This is a genomic window from Candidatus Solirubrobacter pratensis (assembly GCF_000425945.1).
Taxonomy (GTDB): domain Bacteria; phylum Actinomycetota; class Thermoleophilia; order Solirubrobacterales; family Solirubrobacteraceae; genus Solirubrobacter; species Solirubrobacter pratensis.
This window is the reverse complement of record NZ_AUEK01000003.1, coordinates 269,883-295,828: the sequence shown is the minus strand read 5'-3', so window position 1 is coordinate 295,828 and position 25,946 is coordinate 269,883. Positions and strand designations below refer to the sequence as shown.

General features: G+C 71.4%; 23 protein-coding genes. 13 read left to right on the top strand and 10 right to left on the bottom strand.

Annotated elements, in window-relative coordinates:
* Positions 1-17: 17 nt before the first annotated feature.
* The 9 genes from H958_RS0101515 (at position 18) to H958_RS0101475 (ending at position 7,147) form a co-directional block, all read left to right on the top strand.
* A complete protein-coding gene (locus tag H958_RS0101515) occupies positions 18-752 on the top strand; it encodes a flagellar hook-basal body protein (protein WP_028057365.1) in 735 nt (244 codons plus the stop codon).
* The gene (locus H958_RS0101510) at positions 752-1,129 is read left to right on the top strand and encodes a hypothetical protein (protein WP_028057364.1); all 378 of its coding nucleotides are present in this window, start codon (positions 752-754) and stop codon (positions 1,127-1,129) included. Before H958_RS0101515 ends, H958_RS0101510 begins: the two co-directional genes overlap by 1 nt.
* Positions 1,126-1,620, top strand: coding sequence for a flagellar export chaperone FlgN (gene flgN / locus H958_RS0101505; RefSeq protein WP_028057363.1), 495 nt, complete (start codon positions 1,126-1,128; stop codon positions 1,618-1,620). The genes H958_RS0101510 and flgN overlap by 4 nt, the downstream gene beginning before the upstream one ends.
* A 12-nt stretch (positions 1,621-1,632) precedes the next feature.
* Entirely contained in the window at positions 1,633-3,003 is a 1,371-nt protein-coding gene (gene flgK, locus H958_RS0101500; protein ID WP_028057362.1) for a flagellar hook-associated protein FlgK, read from the top strand.
* 76 nt (positions 3,004-3,079) lie between these two features.
* On the top strand, positions 3,080-3,991 hold the full coding sequence (gene flgL / locus H958_RS0101495) for a flagellar hook-associated protein FlgL (protein WP_231379150.1): 912 nt from the start codon (positions 3,080-3,082) through the stop codon (positions 3,989-3,991).
* A 33-nt stretch (positions 3,992-4,024) separates the two neighbouring features.
* Positions 4,025-4,456 carry a flagellar assembly protein FliW gene (gene fliW, locus H958_RS0101490; protein WP_028057360.1) on the top strand — a complete coding sequence of 144 codons (432 nt, stop codon included), beginning with the start codon at positions 4,025-4,027 and terminating at the stop codon, positions 4,454-4,456.
* 46 nt (positions 4,457-4,502) lie between these two features.
* Positions 4,503-4,718 (top strand): carbon storage regulator CsrA, encoded by a 216-nt coding sequence (gene csrA, locus H958_RS0101485; RefSeq protein ID WP_028057359.1) that lies wholly within the window; start codon positions 4,503-4,505, stop codon positions 4,716-4,718.
* Between the two features lie 128 nt (positions 4,719-4,846).
* The gene (locus H958_RS0101480; RefSeq protein ID WP_028057358.1) at positions 4,847-5,524 is read left to right on the top strand and encodes a hypothetical protein; all 678 of its coding nucleotides are present in this window, start codon (positions 4,847-4,849) and stop codon (positions 5,522-5,524) included.
* A 102-nt stretch (positions 5,525-5,626) separates the two neighbouring features.
* Positions 5,627-7,147 (top strand): protein kinase domain-containing protein, encoded by a 1,521-nt coding sequence (locus tag H958_RS0101475; RefSeq protein WP_028057357.1) that lies wholly within the window; start codon positions 5,627-5,629, stop codon positions 7,145-7,147.
* A 26-nt stretch (positions 7,148-7,173) separates the two neighbouring features.
* On the opposite strand, the gene H958_RS34195 is transcribed toward H958_RS0101475, so the two are convergent.
* The 8 genes from H958_RS34195 to H958_RS42565 form a co-directional block, all read right to left on the bottom strand.
* Positions 7,174-8,163 (bottom strand): D-alanine--D-alanine ligase family protein, encoded by a 990-nt coding sequence (locus H958_RS34195; RefSeq protein ID WP_037408807.1) that lies wholly within the window; start codon positions 8,161-8,163, stop codon positions 7,174-7,176.
* Positions 8,160-9,992: a Stk1 family PASTA domain-containing Ser/Thr kinase gene (locus H958_RS34190; protein ID WP_156027590.1), complete on the bottom strand. Its 1,833-nt coding sequence runs from the start codon at positions 9,990-9,992 to the stop codon at positions 8,160-8,162. Before H958_RS34190 ends, H958_RS34195 begins: the two co-directional genes overlap by 4 nt.
* Entirely contained in the window at positions 9,989-11,365 is a 1,377-nt protein-coding gene (locus H958_RS0101460; protein WP_028057356.1) for a peptidoglycan D,D-transpeptidase FtsI family protein, read from the bottom strand. Before H958_RS0101460 ends, H958_RS34190 begins: the two co-directional genes overlap by 4 nt.
* Entirely contained in the window at positions 11,362-12,675 is a 1,314-nt protein-coding gene (locus H958_RS34185) for an FtsW/RodA/SpoVE family cell cycle protein (RefSeq protein WP_037408805.1), read from the bottom strand. Before H958_RS34185 ends, H958_RS0101460 begins: the two co-directional genes overlap by 4 nt.
* A complete protein-coding gene (locus tag H958_RS42570; RefSeq protein ID WP_196807156.1) occupies positions 12,672-13,988 on the bottom strand; it encodes a Stp1/IreP family PP2C-type Ser/Thr phosphatase in 1,317 nt (438 codons plus the stop codon). Before H958_RS42570 ends, H958_RS34185 begins: the two co-directional genes overlap by 4 nt.
* A 5-nt stretch (positions 13,989-13,993) precedes the next feature.
* The gene (locus tag H958_RS0101445; RefSeq protein WP_028057355.1) at positions 13,994-14,482 is read right to left on the bottom strand and encodes an FHA domain-containing protein; all 489 of its coding nucleotides are present in this window, start codon (positions 14,480-14,482) and stop codon (positions 13,994-13,996) included.
* A gap of 7 nt (positions 14,483-14,489) precedes the next feature.
* Positions 14,490-15,251: an FhaA domain-containing protein gene (locus tag H958_RS0101440; RefSeq protein ID WP_028057354.1), complete on the bottom strand. Its 762-nt coding sequence runs from the start codon at positions 15,249-15,251 to the stop codon at positions 14,490-14,492.
* A 124-nt stretch (positions 15,252-15,375) separates the two neighbouring features.
* A complete protein-coding gene (locus tag H958_RS42565) occupies positions 15,376-17,025 on the bottom strand; it encodes a serine/threonine-protein kinase (RefSeq protein ID WP_051323673.1) in 1,650 nt (549 codons plus the stop codon).
* 120 nt (positions 17,026-17,145) lie between these two features.
* Between H958_RS42565 and H958_RS0101430 the strand changes: the two genes are divergently transcribed.
* The 4 genes from H958_RS0101430 (at position 17,146) to H958_RS0101415 (ending at position 20,324) form a co-directional block, all read left to right on the top strand.
* Complete coding sequence (locus tag H958_RS0101430; protein ID WP_028057353.1) at positions 17,146-18,276, top strand: hypothetical protein; 1,131 nt, start codon at positions 17,146-17,148, stop codon at positions 18,274-18,276.
* 58 nt (positions 18,277-18,334) lie between these two features.
* On the top strand, positions 18,335-18,847 hold the full coding sequence (locus H958_RS0101425; protein ID WP_231379149.1) for a DUF4446 family protein: 513 nt from the start codon (positions 18,335-18,337) through the stop codon (positions 18,845-18,847).
* On the top strand, positions 18,847-19,686 hold the full coding sequence (gene pheA, locus H958_RS0101420) for a prephenate dehydratase (RefSeq protein WP_028057351.1): 840 nt from the start codon (positions 18,847-18,849) through the stop codon (positions 19,684-19,686). The genes H958_RS0101425 and pheA overlap by 1 nt, the downstream gene beginning before the upstream one ends.
* A 143-nt stretch (positions 19,687-19,829) precedes the next feature.
* Positions 19,830-20,324 (top strand): HNH endonuclease, encoded by a 495-nt coding sequence (locus H958_RS0101415; protein WP_028057350.1) that lies wholly within the window; start codon positions 19,830-19,832, stop codon positions 20,322-20,324.
* 447 nt (positions 20,325-20,771) lie between these two features.
* Here the strand turns inward: H958_RS0101415 and gyrA are convergent, their stop codons facing one another.
* Together gyrA and gyrB are read right to left on the bottom strand one after the other, a co-directional pair.
* A complete protein-coding gene (gyrA, locus tag H958_RS34170) occupies positions 20,772-23,354 on the bottom strand; it encodes a DNA gyrase subunit A (protein WP_051323672.1) in 2,583 nt (860 codons plus the stop codon).
* Between the two features lie 82 nt (positions 23,355-23,436).
* The gene (gene gyrB, locus H958_RS0101405) at positions 23,437-25,854 is read right to left on the bottom strand and encodes a DNA topoisomerase (ATP-hydrolyzing) subunit B (RefSeq protein ID WP_028057349.1); all 2,418 of its coding nucleotides are present in this window, start codon (positions 25,852-25,854) and stop codon (positions 23,437-23,439) included.
* Positions 25,855-25,946: the final 92 nt, after the last annotated feature.

Below are 25,946 nucleotides of genomic sequence, written 5' to 3'. Positions count from 1 at the left end.
CCGATTCAGACGAAGGCATGCTCGAGGGACTCCGAACCGCGGCAGCAGGCATGGCGGCCATGCAGCAGAAGCTCGATGGCGTCGCCAATGACCTCGCGAACGCCAACACCACCGGCTACAAGCACGTGCGCATCGGCTTCAAGGACCTGCTCTACGAGCAGACCGGCCGGCCCGGCGCCGACGGCGTGCGCCGGGGCACCGGCGCCGCCGCGGTCGAGGCCGGCCGCGGCTTCGAGCAGGGCTCGCTGCGCGAGACCGGCAATCCGCTCGACGTCGCGATCGAGGGCGACGGCTTCCTCACGGTCCGCCTCGCCGACGGGCGCCAGGCGCTCACGCGCGACGGCAGCCTGCACGTCGACGGCGACGGCCGCCTGGCCACGTCGACCGGCGCGCTGATCCAGCCCGCGATCAAGATCCCCGCGAACACGCCGCAGGACCGGATCGCGATCGCGACCGACGGGACGGTGCGCGCGAACGAAGCCGTCATCGGCAAGCTGCAGCTCGTCACCGTGCGCTCGACCTCCGGCCTGCTGTCGACCGGCGACAACGCGTTCGTCACCACGGCCGCCTCCGGCCCCGCGCGCAACGCCACCGCCGGCGTGCTCAAGCAGGGCGCGCTGGAGGCGTCCAACACCGACATGGCGCAGGCGATGGTCGACATGATGGACGCGCAGCGCACCTACCAGCTGACCTCGAAGGCGATCCAGACCGCCGACTCGATGATGGAGATCGCCAACGGGGTGAAGCGCTGATGGCGCAGATCCCGGGTCTGCCGGCCGTCGCCGACTCCGCCCTTCCCAGCTCGGTCCGCAACGGATCGGCCGCCGACAAGCAGGCCTACAAGGCCGCGCTCGGCTTCGAGCAGATGCTCGTCAGCCAGATGGTCAAGACCATGGCCGGCGACAGCGGCGCCCTCGCCGAGGGCCCGTACGCGGACACCATGCAGGCGTCGCTGACCAGCGCCGTCGAGAGCGCCGGCGGCCTCGGGCTCGCGCAGTCGCTGTACAAGGAGATCGGCGACGGCTCGCCCCCTGCCCCGGCCGGAGGCCTCGTCACCGCTTCGCTCGGGCTCGCGTCGCAAGGAGCAATCGCCCAGAGGCCGATTCCCCAGGGGGAGGTGACTCAATGAGTACGGTTCTCGAAGCCGAGCTGCTCGTCCACCTCGACCAGCAGATCGCCTCGGCCCGCCGCCTGCTGAGCTACGTGCTCGCGCAGGGCACCGCGATCCGCGCCCGCGACGTCGAGGCCGTGCTCAAGCGCCTGGCCGAGATCCAGAGCGAGATGGTCTCCCGCGCGAAGCTCGAGACCGAGCGCACGGGCCTGCTGCAGCGCGCCGGCACCGCCCTCGGCGTGCCCGCGACGCAGGTCACGCTCGAGCGCCTGTGCGCGCTCGTCACGCCCGCCGCCGGCCGCGCCGCCATGGAGCGCTCCGCCGAGCTGCGCGGGCTGCTGGCCGAGATCGCCCGCGAGCACGGCATCAACCGGGCGCTCATGCGCCAGGAGCTGACCTTCCTCGCCCACCTGACGCGCGTGCTCGGGCAGGAGCCCGAGCCGGGCTATCGCCCGCCGGGCGGCGCCGCCGTTGCGCCTGCCCATCGCGCGCTGGACCTCCAGGCATAACCCCCCAGACCAATGCCGATCTCCTCCTTCTACGGACTCCAGACCTCCCTGCGCGGGCTCATGGCCCAGCAGCGGATGCTCGACACCACCGGCCACAACATCGCGAACGCCTCGACGGTGGGGTACTCGCGCCAGGAGGCGACGCTCGCCGCGTCGCCGGCCCTGCAGATCCAGGCCGGCAGCACCGCGAACGGCTCCGGCGCCCATCTCGGGTCCGGCGTCGACGTGCAGAGCTACCGCCGGATCCGGGACCAGTTCCTCGACCTGCAGTTCCGCGGGCAGAACACGAACCTGCAGGAGTGGAGCGCCCGCGCGTCCGGCCTCGACAGCGCCGAGCTGGCGCTCGCCGAGCCGGGCGAGAACGGCGTCAGCCAGCAGCTCGCGGACTTCTGGAGCTCCTGGTCGACGTTCAGCCAGGGCACGACCGAGCCGTCGGCCAAGCAGGTCGTCGTCGAGAAGGGCAACTCGCTGGCCGACTCGATCGCCAGCGTGCGCTCGCAGATGGAGGCGGCCCAGAGCGTCGCCCAGGCCCAGTACGACGACATCACGCGCCCCGCGAGCGGCACCGACCAGGGCGGCCAGATCGCCCAGATCGCGACGCAGCTGGCCGACCTCAACACCACGATCTCGCACTTCCTCACCGCCGGCGACGCGCCCAACGACCTGCTCGACAAGCGCGACCAGCTGCTCGACCAGCTGTCGGGCTACGGCCAGATCTCGGTCGAGCAGCTCGACACGGGGTCGATGAACGTCTCGTTCGTCGACAAGGTGACCGGCACGACGTACCCGATCGTCGCCGACCAGACGGCGGCCTGGGGCGGTCCCCCGGCGGGCGACAACTGGACGCCCGGCGGCCAGATGGGCGGCCTGCTCGGCATCGCCAAGGTCCCGGGCGGGACGATCGACGACTACCTCGGCTCGCTCGACGCGATCGCGGGCACGATCGCCACCGCGGTCAACAGCGCCTACGGCGGCAGCTTCTTCACCGCCGGCACGCCGGCGGCCGGGACGCTCCAGGTCGATCCGGCGCTGCAGCTGAACCCGTCCGCGCTGGTCGGGGGCTCCGGCGGTGCCGGCTCCAACGACATCGCGCTCGCGGTCGCCAAGCTGGCCGGCGACGCGAGCATCGACGGCGCCTACCGGGCGTTCGTCGCGCGGGTCGGCTCCAACGTCAACGAGGCCGAGCGCCAGCAGGGCAACGCCCAGGTGCTGACCGACTCCGTCGAGGACCGCCGCCAGAGCGTGGCGGGCGTCTCGATGGACGAGGAGATGTCGAACATGGTGCGCTTCCAGCGCGCCTACCAGGCCTCCGCCCGCGCGATGTCGACGATGGACGAGATGCTCGACGTCCTCATCAACCGGACCGGGAAGGTGGGACTTTGATGTCGCCGGGGTCGACGCGTCACGATCGTGCGCGTAGCGCATGCGGAGCAGGGGGACTCTAGCCATGAACACGCGCATGACGACCTCGATGGTCCAGCGCAGCGTGCTGTCGGACCTCAACGCGCTCTCGCTCAAGCTCGCCAAGACGCAGGCCAAGGCGGCATCGCAGAAGGAGATCACGCGCCCGTCCGACGACCCGTTCGGGACCGCGAAGGCGATGGGGCTGCGCGCGTCGCAGAACGCGAACACGCAGTACCAGAAGAACATCGACAACGGCACCGGCTGGATGGACGCGACCGAGTCGACGCTGGCGAGCGTCGGCGACTTCCTCAACCGCGCCACGTCGCTGATCACCGAAGGCGCCAACGACACGGCCGACCAGACCTCGCGCAACTCGATCGCCGAGGAGATCGACCAGATCATCCAGGGCGTCAAGGAGACCGCGAACGCCCAGTTCGCCGGCTCCTACGTGATGTCCGGCACCGCCACCGGCGTCGCGCCCTACGTCCAGGGCGACGACGACACCTACAAGGGCGACGACGCCGGCCTGGACCCCGCGGTCCCCGGCGTGCTGCGCGAGATCGGCTCCGGCGTGACGCTGTCGATCAACACGGTGGCGCGCGAGGTCCTCGGCGACGGCCAGGCCTCCGGCGACGGCAAGATCCTCAACCTCCTGCGCGACGTGGCCGACCACCTGCGGGCAAACGACGGCGCCGCGCTCAAGGCCGACCTCGGAACGGCCGAGAAGAACCTCGACAACCTGCTGGAGGTGCGCGCTCGCAACGGTGCGCGGACCAACCGGCTGGAGGCGGCATCGACGCGCCTCGATCAGATCCAGGAGGCGCTCACGAAGCAGCTCTCGGACACCGAGGACGCCGACTTCGCGAAGACCATGATCGATTTCAACTCCCAGTCCGTCGCCTATCAGGCCGCGCTCAAGGCGGGGGCGAACATCGTCCAGAGCTCGCTCATGGACTTCCTCACCTAGAGCAACCTCGCCATCCGCACCTCTCGGAGACCCATGTCCACCCTCACCATCGAGTCCACGCGCTTCGGCGCGCTCGAGATCGCGCAGGACGCCGTGATCGAGTTCCCGACCGGCCTGGTCGGGCTCGGCGGCCGCCGCTACACGCTCCTCGCGCCGGACGCCGAGTCGCCCTTCCGCTGGCTGCACTCGGTCGACGACCCGGGGCTCGCGCTCCCGGTCACGAATCCGTGGTCGTTCTTCGCCGACTTCGCGATCGAGCTCTCCGACGCCGACGCGGCCCGCGTGGGCGCCGACGCCGCCGAGGTCTGGGTCGTCGTCCGCGCCGGAGCCGAGCTGTCGGACTTCAGCGCGAACCTGCATGCGCCCATCGTCGTGGCCAACGGCCGCGGCCACCAGGTGATCAACGAGATCGCGCATCCCGTGCGCGCCGCGCTGTTCCCCGACGTGGCCGTGCAGGCCGCGTAGCACCCCCGCACATCCCCCCGCAACGCGGATCCAAGGAGGAACCGCCATGCTGATCATCACCCGCCGCGCCGGCGAGAAGGTCATGGTGGGCGACGACGTCGTCGTCCACGTGATGGAGATCGTCGGCAACACCGTCCGCGTCGGCATCGAGGCGCCGCGCTCGCTCCCGGTCTACCGGGAGGAGATCTGGCACGCGGTGCGCGAGGAGAACCGCGCCGCCGCGCGCGCGCCGGGCGACCTGCCATCGCCCGCGCGGCGCTGACGTCAGGGCTCCGCGAGCTCGCGAGACGTGTCGGATCCGACCACGTCTCGCCGAACTCGCCAGAGAATCGCCCCCCGGGCGACTCGACGGGTACGGTTCTACTCCGTTCCCCCGAAGGAGGCGCTCCCGTGTCGAAACTCTCCAAGAAGGCCCGCAACGCGCTGATCGCCAAGGCCGCCCTGTCCGTCGCCCGCGATCATCTCGGCGCCAAGCCGAAGAAGCGCCGCGGGCGCAAGCTGCTCTTCGGCGGGCTGGTCGCCGCGCTCGGCGCCGGCGTGCTGCTCAAGCGCGACAAGGTCGCGGCGCTGCTGCCCGGCCACAGCGAGGAGTTCTCGGCTCCGGCGCCGCCGCCTCCGCCGGCGCCGTCAAACTACGACGTCGGCGGTCCGGTCGCGAACACCGCGACGACCGTACCCGCGCCCGACCCGGTGGTCCCGCCGGCGATCGACGAGGCGGCCGAGGAGGCCGCCGCCGCGGCCGAGGCGGCCAACATCGGGGGTCCGGCTCCTGACTACGCGGCCGCCGCCGAGCCCGGCGCGCTCGCTCCCGAGCCCGAGCGCCCGCTCGAGGAGGCCGGCGAGGGCGAGTCCGAGGGCCAGGAGCAGGCCGAGGCCGATCTCACCGACGCCGTCGCGGAGCCCGAGGCGGCGCAACAGCGCCTGGACGAGGCGATCGAGGCCGCGGGGGACCCCGCGCGGGGCGAGACGCCCGAGCCCGCCGAGCCCGCCGGGCCGGCCCCGGAGCGGCGCTCCGAGGAGCAGCCGTCGGAATGGCGGACCTGGTCAGGGCGCTCCGTGAATCCCTGACGCAGGACGACGGCGGCCGCCTGGCGAACTGAGCCTCGGTAGAGATCCATGAAGATCGTCACCGAGGCACTGGCCGGATCGGCCACAATAGGGGGTGCGTAGATGAGCACCCTTGTGGGCATGCAGCTCAGCGGCCGGTACCGGCTCGACGCCCAGATCGGCGCCGGTGGGATGTCGACGGTCTATCGCGCCTTCGACGTCAATCTCGAGCGTCAGGTCGCGATCAAGCTGCTGCACCGCGAGATGTCGGCCGACTCCGACCAGCTGGAGCGGTTCCGGCGCGAGGCGCGTGCGGTCGCCCAGCTCTCGCACCCGCACATCGTCGGCGTGATCGACGCGGGCGAGGACGAGGCGCGGCCGTACATCGTCTTCGAGTACGTCGAGGGCGAGACGCTCAAGGACCGGATCCGCGAGCTCGGCCGCCTGCCCGTCGACGAGTCGCTCGCGTACGCGATCGAGATCGCGCGGGCGCTCGGCTGCGCCCACGCGCACGGGATCGTGCACCGCGACGTCAAGCCCCAGAACGTCCTGATCGACGAGGAGGGCTCGGCGAAGGTCACCGACTTCGGGATCGCGCGCTCGCTCAAGGACGACGGGCTGACCGCCGACGGCCGCGTGCTCGGCACGACCGACTACGTCTCGCCCGAGCAGGCGCTCGGACACGACGTCAACGGCCAGTCCGACATCTATTCGCTCGGCATCGTGCTCTACGAGATGCTGACCGGCGAGGTCCCGTTCGGCGGCGAGAACCAGATCGCCGTCGCGATGAAGCACGTGCGCGAGGACCTGCCGGACATCCAGCTGCGCCGGCCCGAGGTCTCCGCGACGCTCGCCGCCGTGCTGGACCGCATGACCGACAAGGACCTCGGGCACCGCTACCACGACGTCCCGTCGCTGGTCGCCGACCTGGAGGAGGCGCTGGCGATCGAGGCCGCCCGCAGCGGCACCTCGACCGGCGAGGCGACGGCGGTCATCCGCACGCTGCCCGCGCGGGCGCGGCGGCGGCTGCCGTTCCGGATGCGGCACTCGGTCTCGCTGCTCGCCGTGCTGGCGATCGTGGCGGCCGCGGTCGCGGTCATGCTGCTGGCCGGCCACGAGGCGGCGCAGAACACGCAGCGCGGGACCGGCGGAGGCCGCGTGAGCGCGCCGCCGCCAGGCACCCGCACGGTCTCGGTGCCGCGCGCCTCGGCGCACGCGTACGACCCGCTCGGCGACGACCAGGAGCACAACGAGGAGGCGTCGCGCGTCGTCGACCGCGATCCGGGAACCGTGTGGACGACCGAGAGCTACCGCGACGGCATCGACGGCACCGGCAAGGCCGGTGTCGGGATCTACGTCGACGCCAAGCCGCAGGTGGCGGCGGTCCAGCTGCAGATCCAGACGCCGCAGCCCGGCTTCAAGGCCACGATCTACGCGGCGCCGCCCGGCGGCGTGCCGAACACCGTCCCCGCCGGCTGGACCAAGCTCGCGTCAGGCACGGTCAATACCCCCGACAAGCGCTTCAAGCTGGACACCAAGGGCACCGCGTACCGCTACTACCTCGTCTGGATCACCAAGCTCGGCGCCGACACCGAGCGCGCCGAGATCTCGGAGATCCGGCTCTTCGAGGAAAAGGCGACCTGAGCGGCGCCGATCCGCTCCGCGGTTCGTCAAAAGGCGTGGTTGCGCCGCTCGGCGGCGAAGCGCTCGAGCGCGAGCTGCAGCAGGCGGTCGCAGAGGTCTCCGAACGCGAGCCCCGACGCCTCCCACAGCTTCGGGTACACGCTCGTCGCCGTGAACCCCGGCAGCGTGTTGAGCTCGTTGACCAGCACGCGATCGCCCTCGACGAAGAAGTCGACGCGCGCGAGGCCGGAGCAGCCGACCCGCACGAACGTGTCCACGGCGAGCCGGCGGACCTCCTCGAGCACCGTTTCGGGCAGGCGCGCCGGGACATGCAGGGTCATCCCGCCGTCGGAGTACTTCGCCGCGTAGTCGTACCACTCGGCCCCCTGCAGGACGATCTCGCCGGGCACCGAGGCCTCCGGCTCGCCGTTGCCGAGTACCGAGCACTCGACCTCCATGCCGGGGGAGAACGCCTCCACGATCACCAGCGGGTCATGCGCGAACGCGCCCTCGAGCGCTTCGGCGACCTCCGCCTCCGACCACGCCTTGGCGATCCCGACCGACGAGCCCAGCCGCGCCGGCTTGACGAACACCGGCGTCCCGAGCACCGCCAGCTCGCGCAGCACCGCCTCGGGCTGCGCGCGCCAGCGCGGCTCGCGTACCGCGGCGTAGTCGACCTGCGGCACGCTGGCGGCGGCCAGCACCTCCTTGAAGACGATCTTGTCCATGCACAGCGAGGACGCGAGCACGCCGGCGCCGACGTACGGGACGTCGAGCAGCTCGAGCAGGCCCTGGACCGTGCCGTCCTCGCCGAACGGCCCGTGCAGGACCGGGAAGACGGCGTCGGCGCCGAGCAGGCCGCCGCCGGGCCGCAGGGCCAGCTCCTCGCCCTCGTGCGTCCACGCGCCGGAGCGCTCGATCGTGACCGGAACCACCTCGTGGCCCGCGTCGGCGATGCCCTGGCGGACCGCGACGGCGGAGCTCAGCGACACGTCGTGCTCGGACGAGCGCCCTCCGGCCAGCACCGCGACCCTCATGGGGTGGCCGAGGGCGTCGGGCTGGGCGTGGGACCGGCCGCCGCGGGCGCGCCGCCGACGGTGATCGTCACCGTCGCGCCGGTCGAGCGCCGCTCGCCGGCCGCGGGATCCTGCCCCGTGACGCGCCCGGCGAGCTCGGGCGGCGCATTGGGGTCCTCCCGGACCTGCACCTTGTAGCCCGCGTCCTTCAGGCGCTGCTCGGCATCGGCCTGCGACGGGTTGTCGGTGGTGACGTCGGGCACCCCGGGACGCTCCTGGGCGACCACGAGGCTCACCGACGCGCCCTTGTCGAGCGTCGCGCCGACCGCCGGATCCTGGCTGAGCACCGTCCCCGGGTCCTTCGCGGACTCCTTCTCGGTCACCGACGGCGTCAGGCCGAGATCGCTCAGCTGGGCCGCGGCGTCGTCGCGGGAGAGGCCGACGAGGTTCGGCACCGTGACCCCCTGCGGCCCGCGCGAGACGGTGAGGGTCACCGTCCGGCCCTTCGTGATCTCCTCGCCCTCGCCCGGGCTGGAGGAGATCACCTTGCCCTTCGCGACGGAGTCGGAGTACGTCCGCTTGACCTTCGGGTTCAGGCCGGCGTCCTTCACCGCCTTCTCCGCATCGGCCTGCGAGAGGCCTTCGACCTGCGGGACGGGCGCGGTGCCGGGGCCTGCCGACACGTGCGCGGTGACGGTCGAGCCCTCCTTGGCTCGTGACCCCGCCTTCGGGTCCTGCGAGATGACCTCGCCGCGCTTGTGCTTGGACACCTCGTTGACGAAGTTGACCTCCAGCCCGCGCCGGTGCAGCGTGTCGGCGGCCTCGCTCGTGGTCTTGCCGACCACCGACGGCACGTCGACGCGCTTGGCGGCGAAGAGATAGTAGGCGCCGGCGGCCAGGGCGGCGAGCACCAGCAGCGCGAGCAGCCAGACCCACCAGCGCGAGCCGCGGTCCTCCTCGTCGACCGGCGCCCACGGCTCTCCCGGCGTCGGCTCCAGCACGACCTGGCGCGCCGGCGGCGCGCGGCGCGCGCGCTCCAGCGCGGCGATGAACTCGTCGGCGTCGGCGAAGCGGCGCGCCGGGTCCTTCTCCAGCGCGCGCAGGACGACGTGCTCGAGCGCGGGAGGGATGCCGGGCTCCAGCTGCGACGGCGGGACCGGCGGCTGCGAGACCTGCTTGAGCGCGATCGAGACCGGCGCCTCGCCGTCGAACGGGACCTGGCCGGTGAGCAGCTCGTAGAGCACGACGCCGACCGAGTAGAGGTCCGAGCGCGGCGACACCGGCTTGCCCTGCGCCTGCTCGGGCGAGATGTACTGCACGGTGCCGACGATCGCGCCCGTCTCGGTCATGTCCGAGGCGCCGGCGTGCGCGATGCCGAAGTCGGCGACCTTGACGGCGCCCTCGGCGTCGATCAGCACGTTCTGGGGCTTGATGTCGCGGTGCACGATCCCGCGCTTGTGGGCGTAGCGCAGGGCCTTGAGGATCTCGATAGTGAGGTCGGTCGCCGGGCCGGGGGCCAGCGGACCGTGATCCTGGATGAGCTGCTTGAGCGTGCGCCCCTCGACGAGCTCCATCGCGATGTAGGACGTCCCGTCCCACTCGCCGCGGTCGTAGATCGAGACGATGTTCGGGTGCTGCATCGCGGCCGCCGCCGACGCCTCGCGGCGGAAGCGCTCGCGGAACGCCGCGTCGGCGGCGAAGCGCGACGCGAGCAGCTTGAGCGCGACGCGCCGGCCGAGCTGCGAGTCCGCCGCGCTCCAGACCTCCGCCATCCCGCCCGAGCCGAGGCGCGACTGCACCCGGTAGCGCCCGTCCACGATCGTGTCGCGTCCGATGCTCTGCACGCTCACTGCCCCAGCGCCTCGAGGACCTTCTTGGCGACCGGCGCGGCGACCGTGCCGCCCTGGCCCTGCAGGTGGTCGAGCACGACGGCGACGGCGACCTTCGGCGTGAAGCCGATGAACCACAGGTCGTTGATGCCCTGCGCGATGTTGAGCTCGGCCGTGCCCGTCTTGCCCGCGACCTCGACGCCCGAGAGCGCCGCCGCGGTGCCCGTGCCCTCCTTGACCACCTGCTTCATCATCGCCGTCAGCTTGTCGGCCGTGGCAGTCGACATCACGCGCTCGGCCTCCTGGGGCAGCGGCTCCTCGACGGTCCGGCCGTCCGGATCGACGACCTGCTTGACCAGCCGCGGCTTCATCCGCACGCCGCCGTTGCCGATCGTCTGCGCCACGCTCGCCATCTGCAGCGGCGTGACGAGCAGCAGCGCCTGGCCGATCGCCGTGCGCCCGACGTCGACGTAGCTCGACTTCTCGCTGATGACCTTGCCCTTGCGGTAGGAGCCCGACGTGCTCATCTGCCCGTCGGGGTAGTCCATGGGCGGCTTGGAGCCGAAGCCGTAGCGCTGCATGTAGTCGGCCATCGTGGAGCGCCCGAGCTTGACGCCGACCTCCGCCCAGACCGTGTTGATCGAGTGGGTCAGCGCGAAGGTCAGGTCGACGTCGCCGAAGTCCTCGCCACCGAAGTTGCGCAGCGGCGTGCCGGAGATGATCTTGCCGTTCTTGCCCGACACGCGCGAGCCCGGCTCGTAGCGGCCCGTGTCCAGCGCCGCCGTGGCCGTCACGGTCTTGAACGTGGAGCCCGGCGGATACAGGCCCTGCGTCGCCGGGTTGAGCTGGTGCTTCGCCGGGTGGTCGGGATCGAGCGGGGGGTTGCCGGCGAGCACGCGCACCGCGCCGGTCTCGACGTCCAGCGCCACGACGGCGCCGGCGCGGCCGGCGAGCCCGGCGAAGGCCGCCTGCTGGGCCTTCGGATCCAGCGCCGTGTCGAGGTCGTCGCCCACCTGCTTCTTCTTCGTCAGCGAGTCCACGATCCCCGCGAACTCGCTCTTGGCGCCGGTCAATTCGTCGTTGTACTGCTTCTCGAGCCCGCTCCGGCCGAGGCGCACGTCGTCGAACCCGACGGCGTGCCCGAACAGGTCGCCGGTCGGGTAGCGGCGGCCGTAGCGGCCCGCCGACAGCGGCGTGCTGCCGGCCAGGACCTTGCCGTCGTCGGCGCGGATCACGCCGCGCTTGATCTGCTGCTGCTCGAGCACGACGCGCGCGTTGGAGGGGTTGTCCTTGAGCCGCTTGGCGCCGAACACGGCCCAGCGCGACGTGAAGCCGATCAGCACAGCGAACAGCACGACGAAGAGCCCGAACAGCCGGTAGATCGGCGCGTTCACCGCAGGCCCCGGGCGGCGCCGACGCCGGTCGGGCGGCGCGCGCGGTCGGAGATCAGCAGCAGCAGCGCGAGCAGCACGAAGTTCGCGAGGATCGACGAGCCGCCGTAGGAGACGAACGGCAGCGTCACGCCGGTCAGCGGGATCACGCGCGTGACGCCGCCGACGATCACGAAGACCTGCAGCGCCATCACCGCCGTCAGCCCGGAGGCGAGCAGCTTCGAGAACGAGTCGCTCGCCAGCATCGCGGTCTTGAAGCCGCGCTCGGCGAACATCAGGTAGACGCCGATCAGGCCGCAGGCGCCGACGAGCCCGAGCTCGTTGACGATCACCGCGTAGATCATGTCCGTCTGCGGCGCCGGGATCAGCGGCGCGCCGCCCGGGAGGCTGAGCATCGAGGCGCCCAGGCCCGTCCCGAACAGCCCGCCGTCGGCCTGCGCGAACAGCCCGTTGGCGATCTGGTAGCCGGCGCCGCCGGGGTCCTTGAACGGGTTCAGCCAGATCTCCACGCGCTCGTGCACGTGCCCGATGTGCGTGGCGAAGAACCACGCGCCGGCGGCGAACAGCAGCATTCCGACGAGCACGAACGAGAACCGGTTCGTCGCGATGTAGACGAGCGCCAGGAAGGCGCCGAAGTACATCAGCGAGGAGCCGAGGTCGCGGATGAAGACGAGCATCAGCATCGCCGCCCCCCAGACCACGAGCAGCGGGCCGAAGTGCTTCAGCGGCGGGATCGTGATCCCGAGGAAGCGCCGCGACCCCTGCACGAGCACCTGGCGCGTGTCGCGCAGGTAGGCGGCGAGGAAGATGACGATCGCGATCTTGCCGAACTCGGCCGGCTGGAAGCTGATCGGCCCGACCCTGACGCCGAGGTAGGCGCCGTTGACCTGCTGGCCGATCCCCGGCACGCGCGGGAGCAGCAGCATCGCGAGCCCGGCGAACGCGATCGTGTAGCGGTAGCGCTCGAGCGTCCGGAAGTCGCGCAGCACGACGATCGTCGCCACGAACAGCAGCAGCCCGATCACGAACCACTGCGCCTGGTCGCGCGCGAGCTTGTCGTCGATCCGGTAGACGACGACCAGCCCGAAGCACGCCAGCACGGCGACCAGCGGGAACATGTACGGGTCCGCGTGCGGCAGCGTGAAGCGGATGACGAGATGCGTCGCGAAGCAGAGCCCGAGGAAGATCGCGCCGTAGGTCAGCGACACGTCCGACAGCACGTCGGAGCGCTGGACGAAGATCGCGGCGAAACCGGCGGTCAGCAGCGCCGACGCGGGCAGGAGCGCCAGCAGCTCGCGGTTTCGCGCACTCACTGAAGACGGCCCTGCTCGGCGGCGAGCACGAGGCTCTCCGCGTCCTTGCGCTGGCGCAGCTTGTGGTCGGTGAACGCCTTGCGGCGCGCGGGCGGCACGGTCTCCAGGGTGACACCGGAATGCGCGACCGGGCTGTACAGCTTGACGCCGAGCGGCAGGTCGTACGGCAGCCCCTGGTACACGGTCACGACGTTCCCGCGCTGCTCGTCGATGCCGACGAAGTACACCTCGCGGGTGGCCAGCCAGAGGGCCAGCAGCACGCCGACGACGGCGCCGAGGAAGAGCACGCGGCCCGGGCTGAGCAGCCGCCGCCGGCGCCGGCGGCGGCCGTCGGGCCCGTCCGCGGGCGGCGGACCGTGCGGCTGGGACTCCTCGATCGGCTGCGCGCGCGGGCGGACCGCCGCGAGCGCCACCGTCGCCGACGCGCGGTATTCGGCCTCCTGCGCGTCACTCGCGCGCGAGGGCCCTTCCTCCTGCGGCCGGCTGACGCCCTGGCGCGGCTCGGTCACCGCCTCGCCGGTGAAGGTCGCGTACTCGTGCGTGTCGTCGTCGCTCCGTGCTCCGTCCTCGGCGGCCGGGCGATCGCCGCCGCTCGCCGGGACCTCCTCGAGCCGGAACAGGATCACGGTGATGTTGTCGCGCCCGCCCGCCGCGTTGGCGGCCGCGATCAGCTCCGGGCCGAGCTCGTCCAGCGGCCGCGAGCCGTTGGTCAGCAGTGGCTCGAGCTTGGCCTTCTGGACCATCGAGGTCAGTCCGTCCGAGCAGACGAGGAAGAGGTCGCCGCCGCGCGCCCCGTACTCCTGCACGTCGACCTGCACGCTCGGCTCGGGGCCGAGCGCGCGCGTGATCACGGAGCGCTGCGGATGCGACTCGGCCTGCTCCTCGGTCAGCTTGCCGCGCTTGACCAGCTCCCACACGAGCGAGTGGTCGTCGGTGAGCTGGGTCAGCTCGCCGTCGCGGACGAGGTAGCAGCGGGAGTCGCCCACGTGCGCGACCGTCACGCTGTCCTCGCCGACGTACGCCGCCGTCACCGTCGTGCCCATGCCCGCGCGCTGCTGCTCGGTGCGCGAGCGCTCGTGGATGCTGCGGTTGGCGTTCTCGATGATCGCCACCAGGCCCTCGGCCGGCGAGGGGCCGTCCGGGAGCCCGCGGTCGAACGCCGCCACGGCCATCTCGGACGCCACCTCGCCCGACTGCGCGCCGCCCATGCCGTCCGCGACGACGAACAACGGCGCCCGCACGAAGTAGTTGTCCTCGTTGCCTTGGCGCTGGAGGCCGAGGTTGGAGTCGGCCCACTGTTCCGCGATCCTCAACATGCTCACCGCTCGAAGCTGAACTCGGAGTCGCCGATACGGATGCGGTCGCCCGCATGCAGCGGCTGCGGCCCGCGCAGCGGCTCGCCGTTCAAGTAGGTGCCGTTCGTGGAGCCCAAGTCCTCCAACACCATCACATCCCCTTGCGGGACGAGCCGCGCGTGCCGTGAGGAAGCGAATCCATCTTCGAGCTGGATGTCGGCTTGCTCTCCTCGACCGAGCAGTGCGCCGTCGCTGAGATCATAGGCGGAGCCGGCCTGGAGGCCCGGCGCGGTCTCCACGCGCAGCTTCGGCATGCCCCCGTCGGCGCCCAGCGCGCCCGAGGCCGAATGCAGCCCGGTGGCGTCCTCGTAGTCCGCGCTCGGACCGGCGTAGGCCTGCTCCGCGCCGCGCCGCAGGTCCTTCAGCGCCGAGCGGGCCACCCACACCAGGAACAGGTACAGGACGGCGAGGAAGCCGAACTTCAGGCCGACGGCGACCGGATCGAGCTCCATCCTCAGTTCACCCCAGGTCGAAGGTGACGCTCGACGTGCCGAGCTCGATGACGTCCCCCGGCTTGAGGGACTCGGGGCGGGCGGGTTCCAATCTGCGGCCGTTGACCTTGACGCCGTTGGTCGAGCCGAGGTCGTTGACGATCCACGAGCCGCCCGACGGGCGTACCTCGGCGTGGTGGCGCGACACGTTGGGGTCGTCGAGCACGACGTCGCAGTCGCGCGAGCGCCCCAGGACCGCCCCAGCGGGCCCGGCGACGATCGTGCGCCCGTTCGCGACCAGCCGGGCGCTGCCGCGGCGCGGATCGGGCTCGCGCAGCGGCTCCGACACGCGCTCGGAGAGCGAGTAGACCATCGTGTGCCCCTCGTCGCCCTGGCTCGCATGCTCCTGCTCGTGCGCCGGCGGCCGCACGAGCCGTGCCTGGATGCCGAACTCGCCGAGCCGCAGCCGCTCGTCGGTCTTGAACGCGATCTGCGGCTGCGTGACGAGCGCGATCCGCTCGCGCCGCGCGTGCTCGAGCAGGTAGCCGGAGAGCTCGCGCGCCAGCTCCTCCTCATAGCCCTCGAACTGCGCGCGATCGTCCGGCGAGAGCCAGACCGCGTACTCGTTGGGCGCATAGACGCGCGACAAGGACTGAACCGTGTGCTCGTCCATCTCGCGCGCGAGCTTGCGCGCGATCTCGACCGGGCGCACCTCGGACTTGAAGGCGCGCGAGAACGTCCCTTCGACAAGGCCGGCGAGCTTGGACTCGAGGTTGCGCAGCACGCTCATGGGCGGCTACCCGGTGCGTCGGGTATCCGATCTCGGCAATACGCCGGGATCTGGCGGGCCTTGCCCGCGTATTGCCGTTCCCGGATACCGGCCATGGTGCCGGTGCACAGTATCCAGCCCCGCGTCAAGGCTCCACCGGCGCGGCATGCCTGATGGGCCCCCGGAGCGCCAGCGCGAGCACGCCGGCGAGCGCCGCTCCGGCCGTCAGGCCGCGCGGCTCCGGGGCATCGAGGGACCGCGCCGCGGCCGCCATCGCGGCCCCCAGCGCGCCGGCCCACACGGCGGCGAGCACGACGTCGGGCACGAGCGCGCGGCCGCGTACGAGCCATGGCAGCGGCGCGGCGGCGAGCGCCCAGATCGCCGCGTACAGCAGCGCGCCGCTGGCGAGCACGTCGCCGAGCGAGCCGGCGCCGCCGGTCAGGAAGGTGCGATGGAGCGCCGCCTCGGCGAGCAACAGCCACCACGCGCCGAGCGCGCCGAGCGCGGCGCGGGCGAGCCACGTGCGCGCGCGCCCGGCGAGCGCCGGGAACGCGACGGCCAGCCCGACCGCGCCCAGCGCGGGCGCGAGCGCGGGCACGGACCACGCGGCGCCGTGGCGGCGCAGCAGGATCGGCACCGGCGCCGCGGCGACCGCCACGAGGCCCGCGGCGGCGGGACGATCCCGCGCCAGGACGGCGGCCGCGGCCGCGGCCGCCGCCAGCCAGCCGAGCCGGGGGAGGAGGGCGACCGCCGCGAACACCGCGGCGGCGGCGGGCCACGCGGGGATCGAGCCGGCGCGCCGCCCCGCAGCGTCGCCGCCTCCCGCCGCGTATCGCACCGCGAGCGCGGCGAGCGCGGCCGCGAGCGCCGCTCCCGCCAGGCGCCCCGCCCACGAGGGCAGCGCCCGCCGCTCCAGCGGATGCGGCGCGACGGTCCCGCCCTCGTCGGAGACCTCCAACAGCGCCGCCTCGAGCGCCTGCGCGAGCTCCGCCAGCGTCCCGCGCTCCTCGGGGCCGGGCCGCAGGGCCGTGTCGATCGCCTCCGCCAGCTCCTGCGGCAGGTCACCGCGCGAGCGGGCCAGCGACGGGAGCACCGTGCCGACGCGCCTTGCGGTCGCCGCGGGGGACCCGGCGCGAACCGGATTGCGGCCGGCCAGCGCCTCGTACAGCACGAGCGCGAGGCTGTAGAGATCGGCGCGCTCGTCGACGCGCCGCCCGGCCGCCTGCTCCGGGGCCATGTAGGCGAGTGTCCCGACGACGTCGCCCGTGCGCGTCAGCGGCTCGTCGCCGGCCAGGTGGGCGACGCCGAAGTCGGCGAGCTTGGCGACGCCGGCCGCCGAGCGCGGCGCCTCCGGGATGATCACGTTCTGCGGCTTGACGTCCCGATGGACGACGCCGCGCCCGTGCGCGTGCTCGAGCGCGCCGCACAGGGCGAGCCCGATCCGCAGCACGTCGCGATCCGAGAGCACGCCCTGCGCGCTCAGGCGGTCGAGCGTCTTGCCATGGACCAGCTCGGAGATCAGGTAGCGCGCGCGGCCGTCCTCGCCCGCGTCGAAGACGGCCACGACGCCGGGATGGTCGAGCCGCGCCGCGGCGAGCGCCTCGCGCTGACCGCGGGGACGATCCCAGTCATCGGCGCCGGGGATGACCTTGACGGCGACGTGGCGGCGCAGGCGCTCGTCGACCGCCGCGTAGACGGTCCCGAAGCCGCCGGCCCCGAGTCGCTCGCCGAGCCGGTAGCGCCCCAGGACGAGCGGCGCGGGCGCGACCGCCGGCAGCTCGTCCGTGGTCTCCATCACGCCCGGGTTCGGCGTCGCGCGGCGGTTCCCTCCGGACCCCGTGTCATCCTGAGGGGGCCGTACCTTGGGACCGACGGGACCACCGGCCCGCTTGGGAGGTGGTCCGCAGGAGACAAAGTGTCCTTCTTCGACGAGGACGACGAGCCCCTTCGGACGACTCAACGCCGGCGGCCGCGGCCGCGGCGCGGCAGTCCGGCCGGAGGCGCCGCCACCGATTCACAGACGATCTACATCCGCCGAGCCCTCCTCGGGCTCGGTCTCGTGCTGCTCGTCGTCCTCCTCGGACTGTTCGTGTCGAGCTGCCGCGGTCGCCAGGCCGAGAACGCGCTCAAGGACTACAACAGCAAAGTCAGCGCGCTCGCCGGCGAGTCGCAGCAGACCGGCGGCGAGTTCTTCAAGCTCTTCGGCCAGGGCCAGCCGTCCGGGCAGGAGCTGCAGACGAACATCAACAGCCTGCGGGTCCAGGCCGAGCGGACGCTCCAGCAGGGCCAGGAGCTGAGCGTCCCGGACGACATGGTGCCGGCGCAGCAGTCGCTGCTGATCGCGCTGGAGCTGCGCAAGAACGGACTCGAGTCGATCGCCGAGAACATCCGCACCGCGCTGGGGGACTCAGGCGAGCAGGCGGACGCCGCGATCAAGCGGATGGCCGGCCAGATGGCGGCGTTCAACGCGTCCGACGTGCTCTACCAGGCGCGCGTGATCCCGTTCATCAAGGCGGCGCTGGCCAAGCGCAGCATCGCCGCCCCGATCACGAGCTCCACCTTCCTGCCCAACGTCGACTGGCTCTCGCAGCAGGTGATCGCCTCCAAGCTCGATCAGCAGCTCACGAGCGGCGCGTCGAACGGCAGCTCCGGCGGCAAGCCGCAGCCGACCGGCCCCGGCCTGCACGGCACCGGCGTGAGCTCGACGTCGGTGGGCAACCAGACGCTGCAGCCGGGCACGCCCAACCAGATCACCTACCAGCCGGGCATGACGTTCCAGGTCGCCTTCATGAACCAGGGCGACAACGACGAGTTCAACGTCAAGGTGACGCTGCGGATCGAGAGCGAGAGCAGCTCGCCGATCACCATCAGCACGACGGTCGACTCCATCGCCAAGGGCGCGAAGGCGACCGCCCAGCTCAAGCTCAACCGCACGCCGCCGCTGAACACCTCGGCCAACATCCGCGTCACCGTCGCCCCCGTCCCGGGCGAGAAGAAGACCGACAACAACAAGTCGTCCTACCCGGCGCTCTTCAAGCGCGGGTAGAGAGCGGGTTGCGGCCTCCGTCCTCGCAAGCGCTGATCTCGGACGACGTCGGATGGACTTGACGGAAGGGTCGGACCTGGTCGCTCTCGCGGCGGGAGTCCTCGCGCTGGTCGCGCTGATCGTCGCCGTGGTGCTGGCCGTGAACCTGCGCCGGATGCGTTCCGCGCAGCAGGTCGTCCTCGGCGAGTACGGGAGCACCGACCTGATCGCCCACGCGAGCGAGTTGCAGCTCGCCTTCGAGGCGCTGCACCAGCACGTCGAGGAGGTCGTGACGCGGCTCGAGGAGCGCATGGCCACGGCCGAGGACCGGCTCGACGGCACGATCGCGTACCGCGCGCTGGTCCGCTACGACGCCTACGGCGAGCTCTCCGGGCACCAGTCGACGACGATCGCGCTGCTCGACGCGGGCCACAACGGGGTCGTGATCTCGACGATCGCGCACCGCGACACGGCGCGCATGTACTGCAAGCAGGTCCACGCCGGGCGCGGCGAGCACGAGCTCTCGCCCGAGGAGGCCGAGGCCGTCCGCCTCGCGCTCGCCGGCGAGGTCGGATCCGTCACGCTCGACTGATGCGCGGCGCGTATCTCGGTCCTGCCGGCACGTTCAGCGAGGAGGCGCTGGCGGCGGCGGCCCCCGAGCTCGAGGCGGTGCCGCTCGGCACGCTGCGCGACGTCGTGCTCGCGGTGCAGCGCGGGCAGGTCGAGCGGGCGATCGTGCCGTTCGAGAATGCGCTGGAGGGCGGGGTGGACCCGGTGCTCGACGCACTGGCGCTCGAAGCGCCGGACGTCGAGCTGATCGGCGAGCACATCCAGCCCGTCGTGCACAACCTCGTCGGGCCGCCGGGACTCTCGCTGGACGCGGTGGAGACGGTGCTCTCGCATCCGCAGGCGCTGGGGCAGTGCGCGCGCTGGCTGGCTGAGCGGCTCCCGGGCGCCGCGATCGTCCCGACGGCGTCGACGGCGGACGCCGTGCGCGAGGTCGCCTCGGCGGCCGACGGGCGGCGCGCGGCGATCGGCCCGCGACTGGCGGCCGAGCGCTACGGCGCCGAGGTCCTGGCCTCCGGCGTCGAGGACGAGCCGGGCAACGCCACGCGCTTCGCCCTGCTCGCGCCGGTGGGGTCCGCGGCGCCGCCGGCCTCCGGCGCGGCCAAGACGGCGCTCGTGTTCTGGGGCGCCGGCTCGGGCAACCCCGGCTGGCTCGTCGACTGCCTCGACGGCTTCGCCAAGCGCGGCGTGAACCTCGTGCGGATCGAGTCGCGGCCGCTGCGCCAGGGAATGGGCCGCTACATGTTCTTCCTCGATCTCGAGGGATCGCTGGCCTCCTCGCCGGTCGCCGACGCCGTCGCCGAGCTGCGCACGCACGCCGAGGTGGTTCGAGTCCTCGGATCGTTCGCCGCGGCCGCTGACTGAAAAGCGGTCGGGACCGACCGCTACACTCCCGAATCGTGGCATCCGCTGTGCCCCCAGGCCCACTGGGGTCCGTGCCGCTCGACGATCACCCGCGGCACGGACCTACGTTCGACGGCTCAAGCAGCCGTTGGAGTGGTGGTCGTGTGCTGGTGCTCAACGCCACGTTCGAGCCGATCAACGTGTGCACGGTCCGTCGTGCCACGGTCCTGCTGCTCAAGGACAAGGCCGAGGTCGTCGAGATCGGCACGCAGGACCTGCACTGGGCGACGGGCTCGCTCCCGCGCCCGGTCGTGATCCGGCTGGTCACCTACGTCCGCATCCCGCGCGACACGCACAAGCGCAAGATCACGCGCCGCGCGGTCTTCGCCCGCGACGGCTGGCAGTGCCAGTACTGCGGCGCCAGGACCTCGCTGACGGTCGACCACGTGATCCCGCGCTCCAAGGGCGGCGGGTCCGGGTGGGACAACATCGTCGCGTCCTGCGCGCCATGCAACCGGCGCAAGGCCGACAAGCTCCCGCATCAGATCAACATGCACCCGCGCGCCAAGCCCCGCACGCCGGGCGCCCACATCTTCATCCAGCTCGCGTCGCCGACGATCCCGGCGACCTGGCGCCAGTACCTGCCGGAAGCGGCCTAAGACTCGCCTAGCGGCTCGTCTCGGGCCGTTCCGGTGGGAGTTATCGCCCGGGGGGCGAGAACTCCCGCCGCGCCGGCGTCCCCGATGGCCGCTCCTAGTCGGCGCCGGAAGTTGATCGCGCGGCCGCGCGCCTTGCCGCCGCGCCTTGCCGCCCGGCGCGCTCCTTAACGACGAAAGCCCCCGGTCGACTACCGGGGGCTTCGCCTACAACTTGCTGAACTTTTCGGCCGTCGTCAGCCTTTCTATCGGCCGGGGGGACGAACTCCGGCACCGACGACGGCGGTGCACCGGTGTGGATTCCGCTTCCAGCAGAGTCCAGCGCCGGCTGGTCTAGCGGCCGGGCACCTCCAGGGTCCCACAAGAACTGTCACTCAACTTCGGACCACCCCCTTTCTCTGGTGCAACCGAGATTAGCGAACCCGGAGGCGGACCTCTACCAACAGCCGTCTAGGCGTCTTCGTCGACGTCCTCGCCGGTCTCCGGGGTGACCTCTTCGACGCCCTCGAGCGCGTCCTCCGGAATGAGCGCCCCGAGCTCGGCGGGCAGCCCGTCGCCGAGCGCCTCGGCCGGCGCCGCGGCCTCGCTCTCGACCACCAGGGCCACCGCGGACACGACGTCGCCCTCGCGCAGGTTCATCACCCGCACGCCCTGCGACGTGCGCCCGTAGCGGTTGATCCCGCGCACGCCCGTGCGCTGGACCATGCCGTTCTGGGAGATGAACACCAGGTCGTCGTGCTCGCGCACGACGAGCGCGCCCGAGAGCAGGCCCTTGGTCTCCGTGAAGGCGATCGTCTTGACGCCCTTGGCGCCGCGCGACGTGAGCCGGTACTCGTCGATCGACGTCCGCTTGCCGTAGCCGTTCTCGGTCACCACCAGCAGGTCCTGGCCGGGACGTGCCACGTCCATGGCGATGACGTAGTTGCCCTTGCCCGAGACGTCCATGCCGCGCACACCGCTGGTGTCTCGGCCCATCGCGCGCGCGTCCTGCTCCTTGAACCGCACCGCGAGGCCGTTGTGCGAGACCATCAGGATCTCGTCGTCCTCGTCGACGCGGCGCACGGCGACCAGCTCGTCGTCCTCGCGGATGTTGATCGCGATGATGCCGTCGGCCTTGATCGGCGTGTTGTACGCCTGGAAGGCGGTCTTCTTTACCGTGCCGTTGCGCGTCGCGAACACCAGGTACGGTGCCTCGGCGAAGTCGCGCGTCGCGAGCACCGACTGGACCCGCTCGCCCTCGCGCAGCGGCAGCACGTTGCCGAGGTAACGCCCGCGCGACGTCCGGCTCATCTCCGGCAGGTCGTAGACCTTCGACCGGTAGACCTTGCCGCGGTTCGTGAAGAACAGCAGGTAGTCGTGCGTGGAGGAGACGAAGAGGTGCTCGATGAAGTCGTCGTCCTTCATCTCCATGCCGATGATTCCGACGCCGCCGCGGCGCTGCGCGCGGTAGGTGGCGAGCGGGAGCGACTTGATGTAGCCCGAGTTCGTGATCGAGATGACCATCTGCTGGTCGGCGATCAGGTCCTCGATGTCGATGTCGTCCTCGGACGGCGCGATCTTGGTCCGGCGCTCGTCGCCGTAGCGGTCGGAGATCTCGACGAGCTCGGTCTTGATCAGGTCGAGCACCATGTCCTCGTTGCCGAGCAGCTCGCGCAGCTCGGAGATGCGCTCCATCTTGTCCGCGTGCTCCTTGCGCAGCGCGTCGGCCTCGAGCGCGGTCAGCTGCTGGAGGCGCAGGTCGAGGATCGCCTGGGCCTGGATGTGCGTGAGCTCGAAGCGCTCCATCAGCCCGGTGCGGGCGGTGTCGCGATCGGCCGACCCGCGGATCAGCGCGATGACCTCGTCGAGGTGATCGAGCGCGACGAGCAGGCCCTCGAGCCGGTGCACCGAGCGCTCGAGCGCGCGCAGCTCGTGCTTGGAGCGGCGGACGATGACCTCGCGCTGGTGCTGGACGTAGTTGTGGATGACCGAGCGCAGCGGCAGCAGCCGCGGCACGTTGTCCACCAGCGCGACCATGTTCACGCCGAATGTCGACTGCATCGGCGTGTGCTTGTAGAGCTTGTTGAGCACGACCTTCGGGTTCGCGTCGCGCTTGAGCTCGATCACGATCCGCATGCCGCTGCGGTCGGTGTAGTCCTGGACGTCGGAGATCTCGGTCAGCTTCTTCTCGTTGACCAGCTCGACGATCTTCGAGATCACGCCGCCGTCGCCGCCCTTGCGGACCTGGTACGGCAGCTCGGTGACCACGATCGCCTCGCGGTTGCCGCGGATCTGCTCGATGTGGGCGGTCGCCCGCACACGCACGCGGCCACGGCCGGTCTCGTAGGCGTCGCGGATGCCGGAGAGGCCCAGGATCACGCCGCCGGTCGGGAAGTCCGGCCCGCGCATGTGCTTCATCAGGCCCGGCGTGTCGATCTCCGGGTCCTCGATGTAGGCGATCGTCGCCGCGATCGTCTCCTTGAGATTGTGCGGCGGGATGTTCGTCGCCATGCCGACGGCGATCCCGCTCGACCCGCTGACCAGCAGGTTCGGGAAGCGCGCCGGCAGGACGAGCGGCTCCCGCTCCTGGCCGTCGTAGTTGGGCCCGAAGTCGACCGTGTCGGAGTCCAGGTCGCGCAGCATCTCGCGCGCGATCGCCGCCAGCCGCGCCTCGGTGTACCGCATGGCGGCCGCCGGATCGCCGTCGATCGAGCCGAAGTTGCCCTGGCCGTCGACGAGCGGATAGCGCAGCGAGAAGTCCTGCGCCATGCGCACGAGCGTGTCGTAGATCGCCGAGTCGCCATGCGGGTGGTACTTGCCCATGACGTCGCCGACGATGCGGGCCGCCTTTACGTACGGGCGGTTCGGCTGCAGGCCGTTCTCGTTCATCGAGAACAGCACGCGGCGGTGGACCGGCTTCAGGCCGTCGCGGACGTCGGGCAGCGCGCGCCCGACGATGACGGACATGGCGTAGTCCAGGTAGGAGGAGCGCATCTCCTCCTCGAGCCCGCGGGGCTCGACGTTGCCGCCGGAGATGATGTCTGAAGAGGACATTTCTTAAAGGCCGGATGATCGGAGTGGGGCGGAGGGGATGTGCCGCTTCGGTGTCGGGGTGGGGCGGAGGGGCTGCATCGCCTTACACGTCCAGGGTGGCGACCCGGGCGTTCTCCTCGATGAACTCGCGCCGTGGCTCGACCTTGTCGCCCATCAGCATCGTGAAGAGGCGGTCGGCCGCGGCGGCGTCATCCATCGTGACCTGCGCCAAGGTGCGGCTCGTCGGGTTCATGGTGGTCTCGGCCAGCTGCTCGGCGTTCATCTCGCCGAGGCCCTTGAAGCGCTGCAGCTTCACGCCCTTGCCGGCGACCGAGAGGACCGCGCGACGCAGCCCTTCGAAGGACACGGCCTCGTCGGTCTCGTCGCCCAGCTTGAGCGTGAACGGCGGCGTGCCGGCGAGCTTGACCAGCTCGGCGTGCACGCGCGAGAGCTGACGGTACTCGTTGGCCTCGAACATCGAGCGCCGCAGGCGGTGCGTGCGCGCGAGGTTCGAGCGCCGCTCGGTCGCCTTGATGCGGATCAGCCCGTCGTCGGCCGAGACCAGCTGGGTGATGTGCGGCTCGGTGTCGGGCGCGTCGCGCTTGAGCATCTCGAGCAGGTCCTCGGGGGTCTTGATCTGGTAGTCCAGGATCTGGGACTCCTCGAGGAACTGCACGACCTCGTGGCCGTGGTCCGCGCGCAGTGCGCTCGACCAGCCCTCGTACTGCTTGAGCAGGCGGGAGAACCGCTGCCAGCGCACGTCGGTGAGCCGGAAGGGGTTGCCCGAGCCGTCGCGGACGTCGAAGCGCTCGAGCTTGTCGCCGAGCAGGATGTCCTCGAGCTCGGAGTCCTTCTCGATGTAGCGCTCGTTGCGCCCCTGCGTGACCTTGTACAGCGGCGGCTTGGCGATGTAGATGTAGCCGGCCTCGACCAGGTCCTGCATCTCGCGGAACAGCAGCGTGAGGATCAGCGTGCGGATGTGCGCGCCGTCCACGTCGGCGTCCGTCATGAGGATGATCTTGTGGTAGCGCAGCTTCTCGATGTCGAACTCGTCGCGCACGCCGGTGCCGAGGGCCGTGATCAGTGCCTGGATCTCGGTGTTCTGCAGCACCTTGTCGATGCGCGCCTTCTCGACGTTGAGGATCTTGCCGCGCAGCGGGAGCACCGCCTGCGTCGAGCGGTCGCGCCCCTGCTTGGCCGAGCCGCCGGCGGAGTCGCCCTCGACGATGAACAGCTCGGCGATCTCCGGCTCCTTGACCATGCAGTCGGCGAGCTTGCCCGGCAGGCCCATGCCGCCCATGGCCGACTTGCGCGTCGCGTCGCGCGCCTTGCGCGCCGCGGCGCGAGCCCGGGATGCGTCGACCGCCTTGCGGACGATCCGGTCGGCCTCCTTGGGGTTCTCCTCGAGGAACTCGGCGAGCTTCTCGTTGACCACGGAGGCGACGAAGCCCTGCATGCCCGGGTTACCGAGCTTGGTCTTCGTCTGGCCCTCGAACTGCGGGTCGGTCAGCTTGACCGAGACGACCGCGGTGAGGCCCTCGCGGATGTCCTCGCCCTCGAGCGCCTTGTCCTTGTCGTTGAGGATCTTCGAGCTCTTGGCGTAGCGGTTGATCGTGCCGGTGAGCGCCGAGCGGAAGCCCGAGAGGTGCGAGCCGCCCTCATGCGTGTTGATGTTGTTGGCGAACGAGAAGACCGACTCCTGGTAGGAGGCGTTCCACTGCAGCGCCACCTCGACGGCCCCGGCGTCGGCGTCGCCCTCGAAGAAGATCACCTTCTGCTGGATCGGGTCCTTGTTCTCGTTCAGGAAGCGGACGAAGTCCTCGATGCCGCCCTCGTAGTGGAACTCGCGCGTCTTCGCGGTCTCGGCGCGCTCGTCGGTGATCGAGATGCGCAGGCCGCGCGTGAGGAACGCCGTCTCGCGCAGGCGCTGCTCGAGCGTCGCGTACTCGAAGTTGAGCGTCTCGAAGACCTCGTCGTCGGGCCGGAACGTGATCGTCGTGCCCGTCTCCGACGTCGGCTCGCCCTTCTCGATCGCCCCCTGCGGGACGCCGCGCACGTAGCTCTGGCGCCAGGTGAAGCCGTCGCGCCGGACGATGACGTCCAACTCGTCCGAGAGCGCGTTGACGACCGAGACGCCGACGCCGTGCAGGCCGCCCGACACCTTGTAGCCGCCGCCGTCGCCGAACTTGCCGCCGGCGTGCAGGACGGTGAGGACGACCTCGAGGGCGGACTTGCCCTCCTTCTCCATCGTCGCGACCGGGATGCCTCGGCCGTTGTCGATCACCGTCACCGAGTTGTCGGGATGAATGGTCACCGACACCGTGTCGCAGTACCCCGCCAACGCCTCGTCGACGGAGTTGTCGACCACCTCGTAGACGAGGTGATGGAGACCCCGGACGCCCGTGGAGCCGATGTACATGCCCGGGCGCTTGCGTACGGCCTCCAAGCCTTCGAGGACCGTGATGTCCTGGGCATCGTAATTCGACCGCTGCTGTCCGTTGGATGAGTCTCCGGTGCTCAAGGGTGCCTTTCGTCCACACAAGCAACGCCCCGGCGGGACGGGGCTCCGTCCGCAGGCCGGGGCGTGGCCTTCAGTGTGCATAAGTTTAGCAC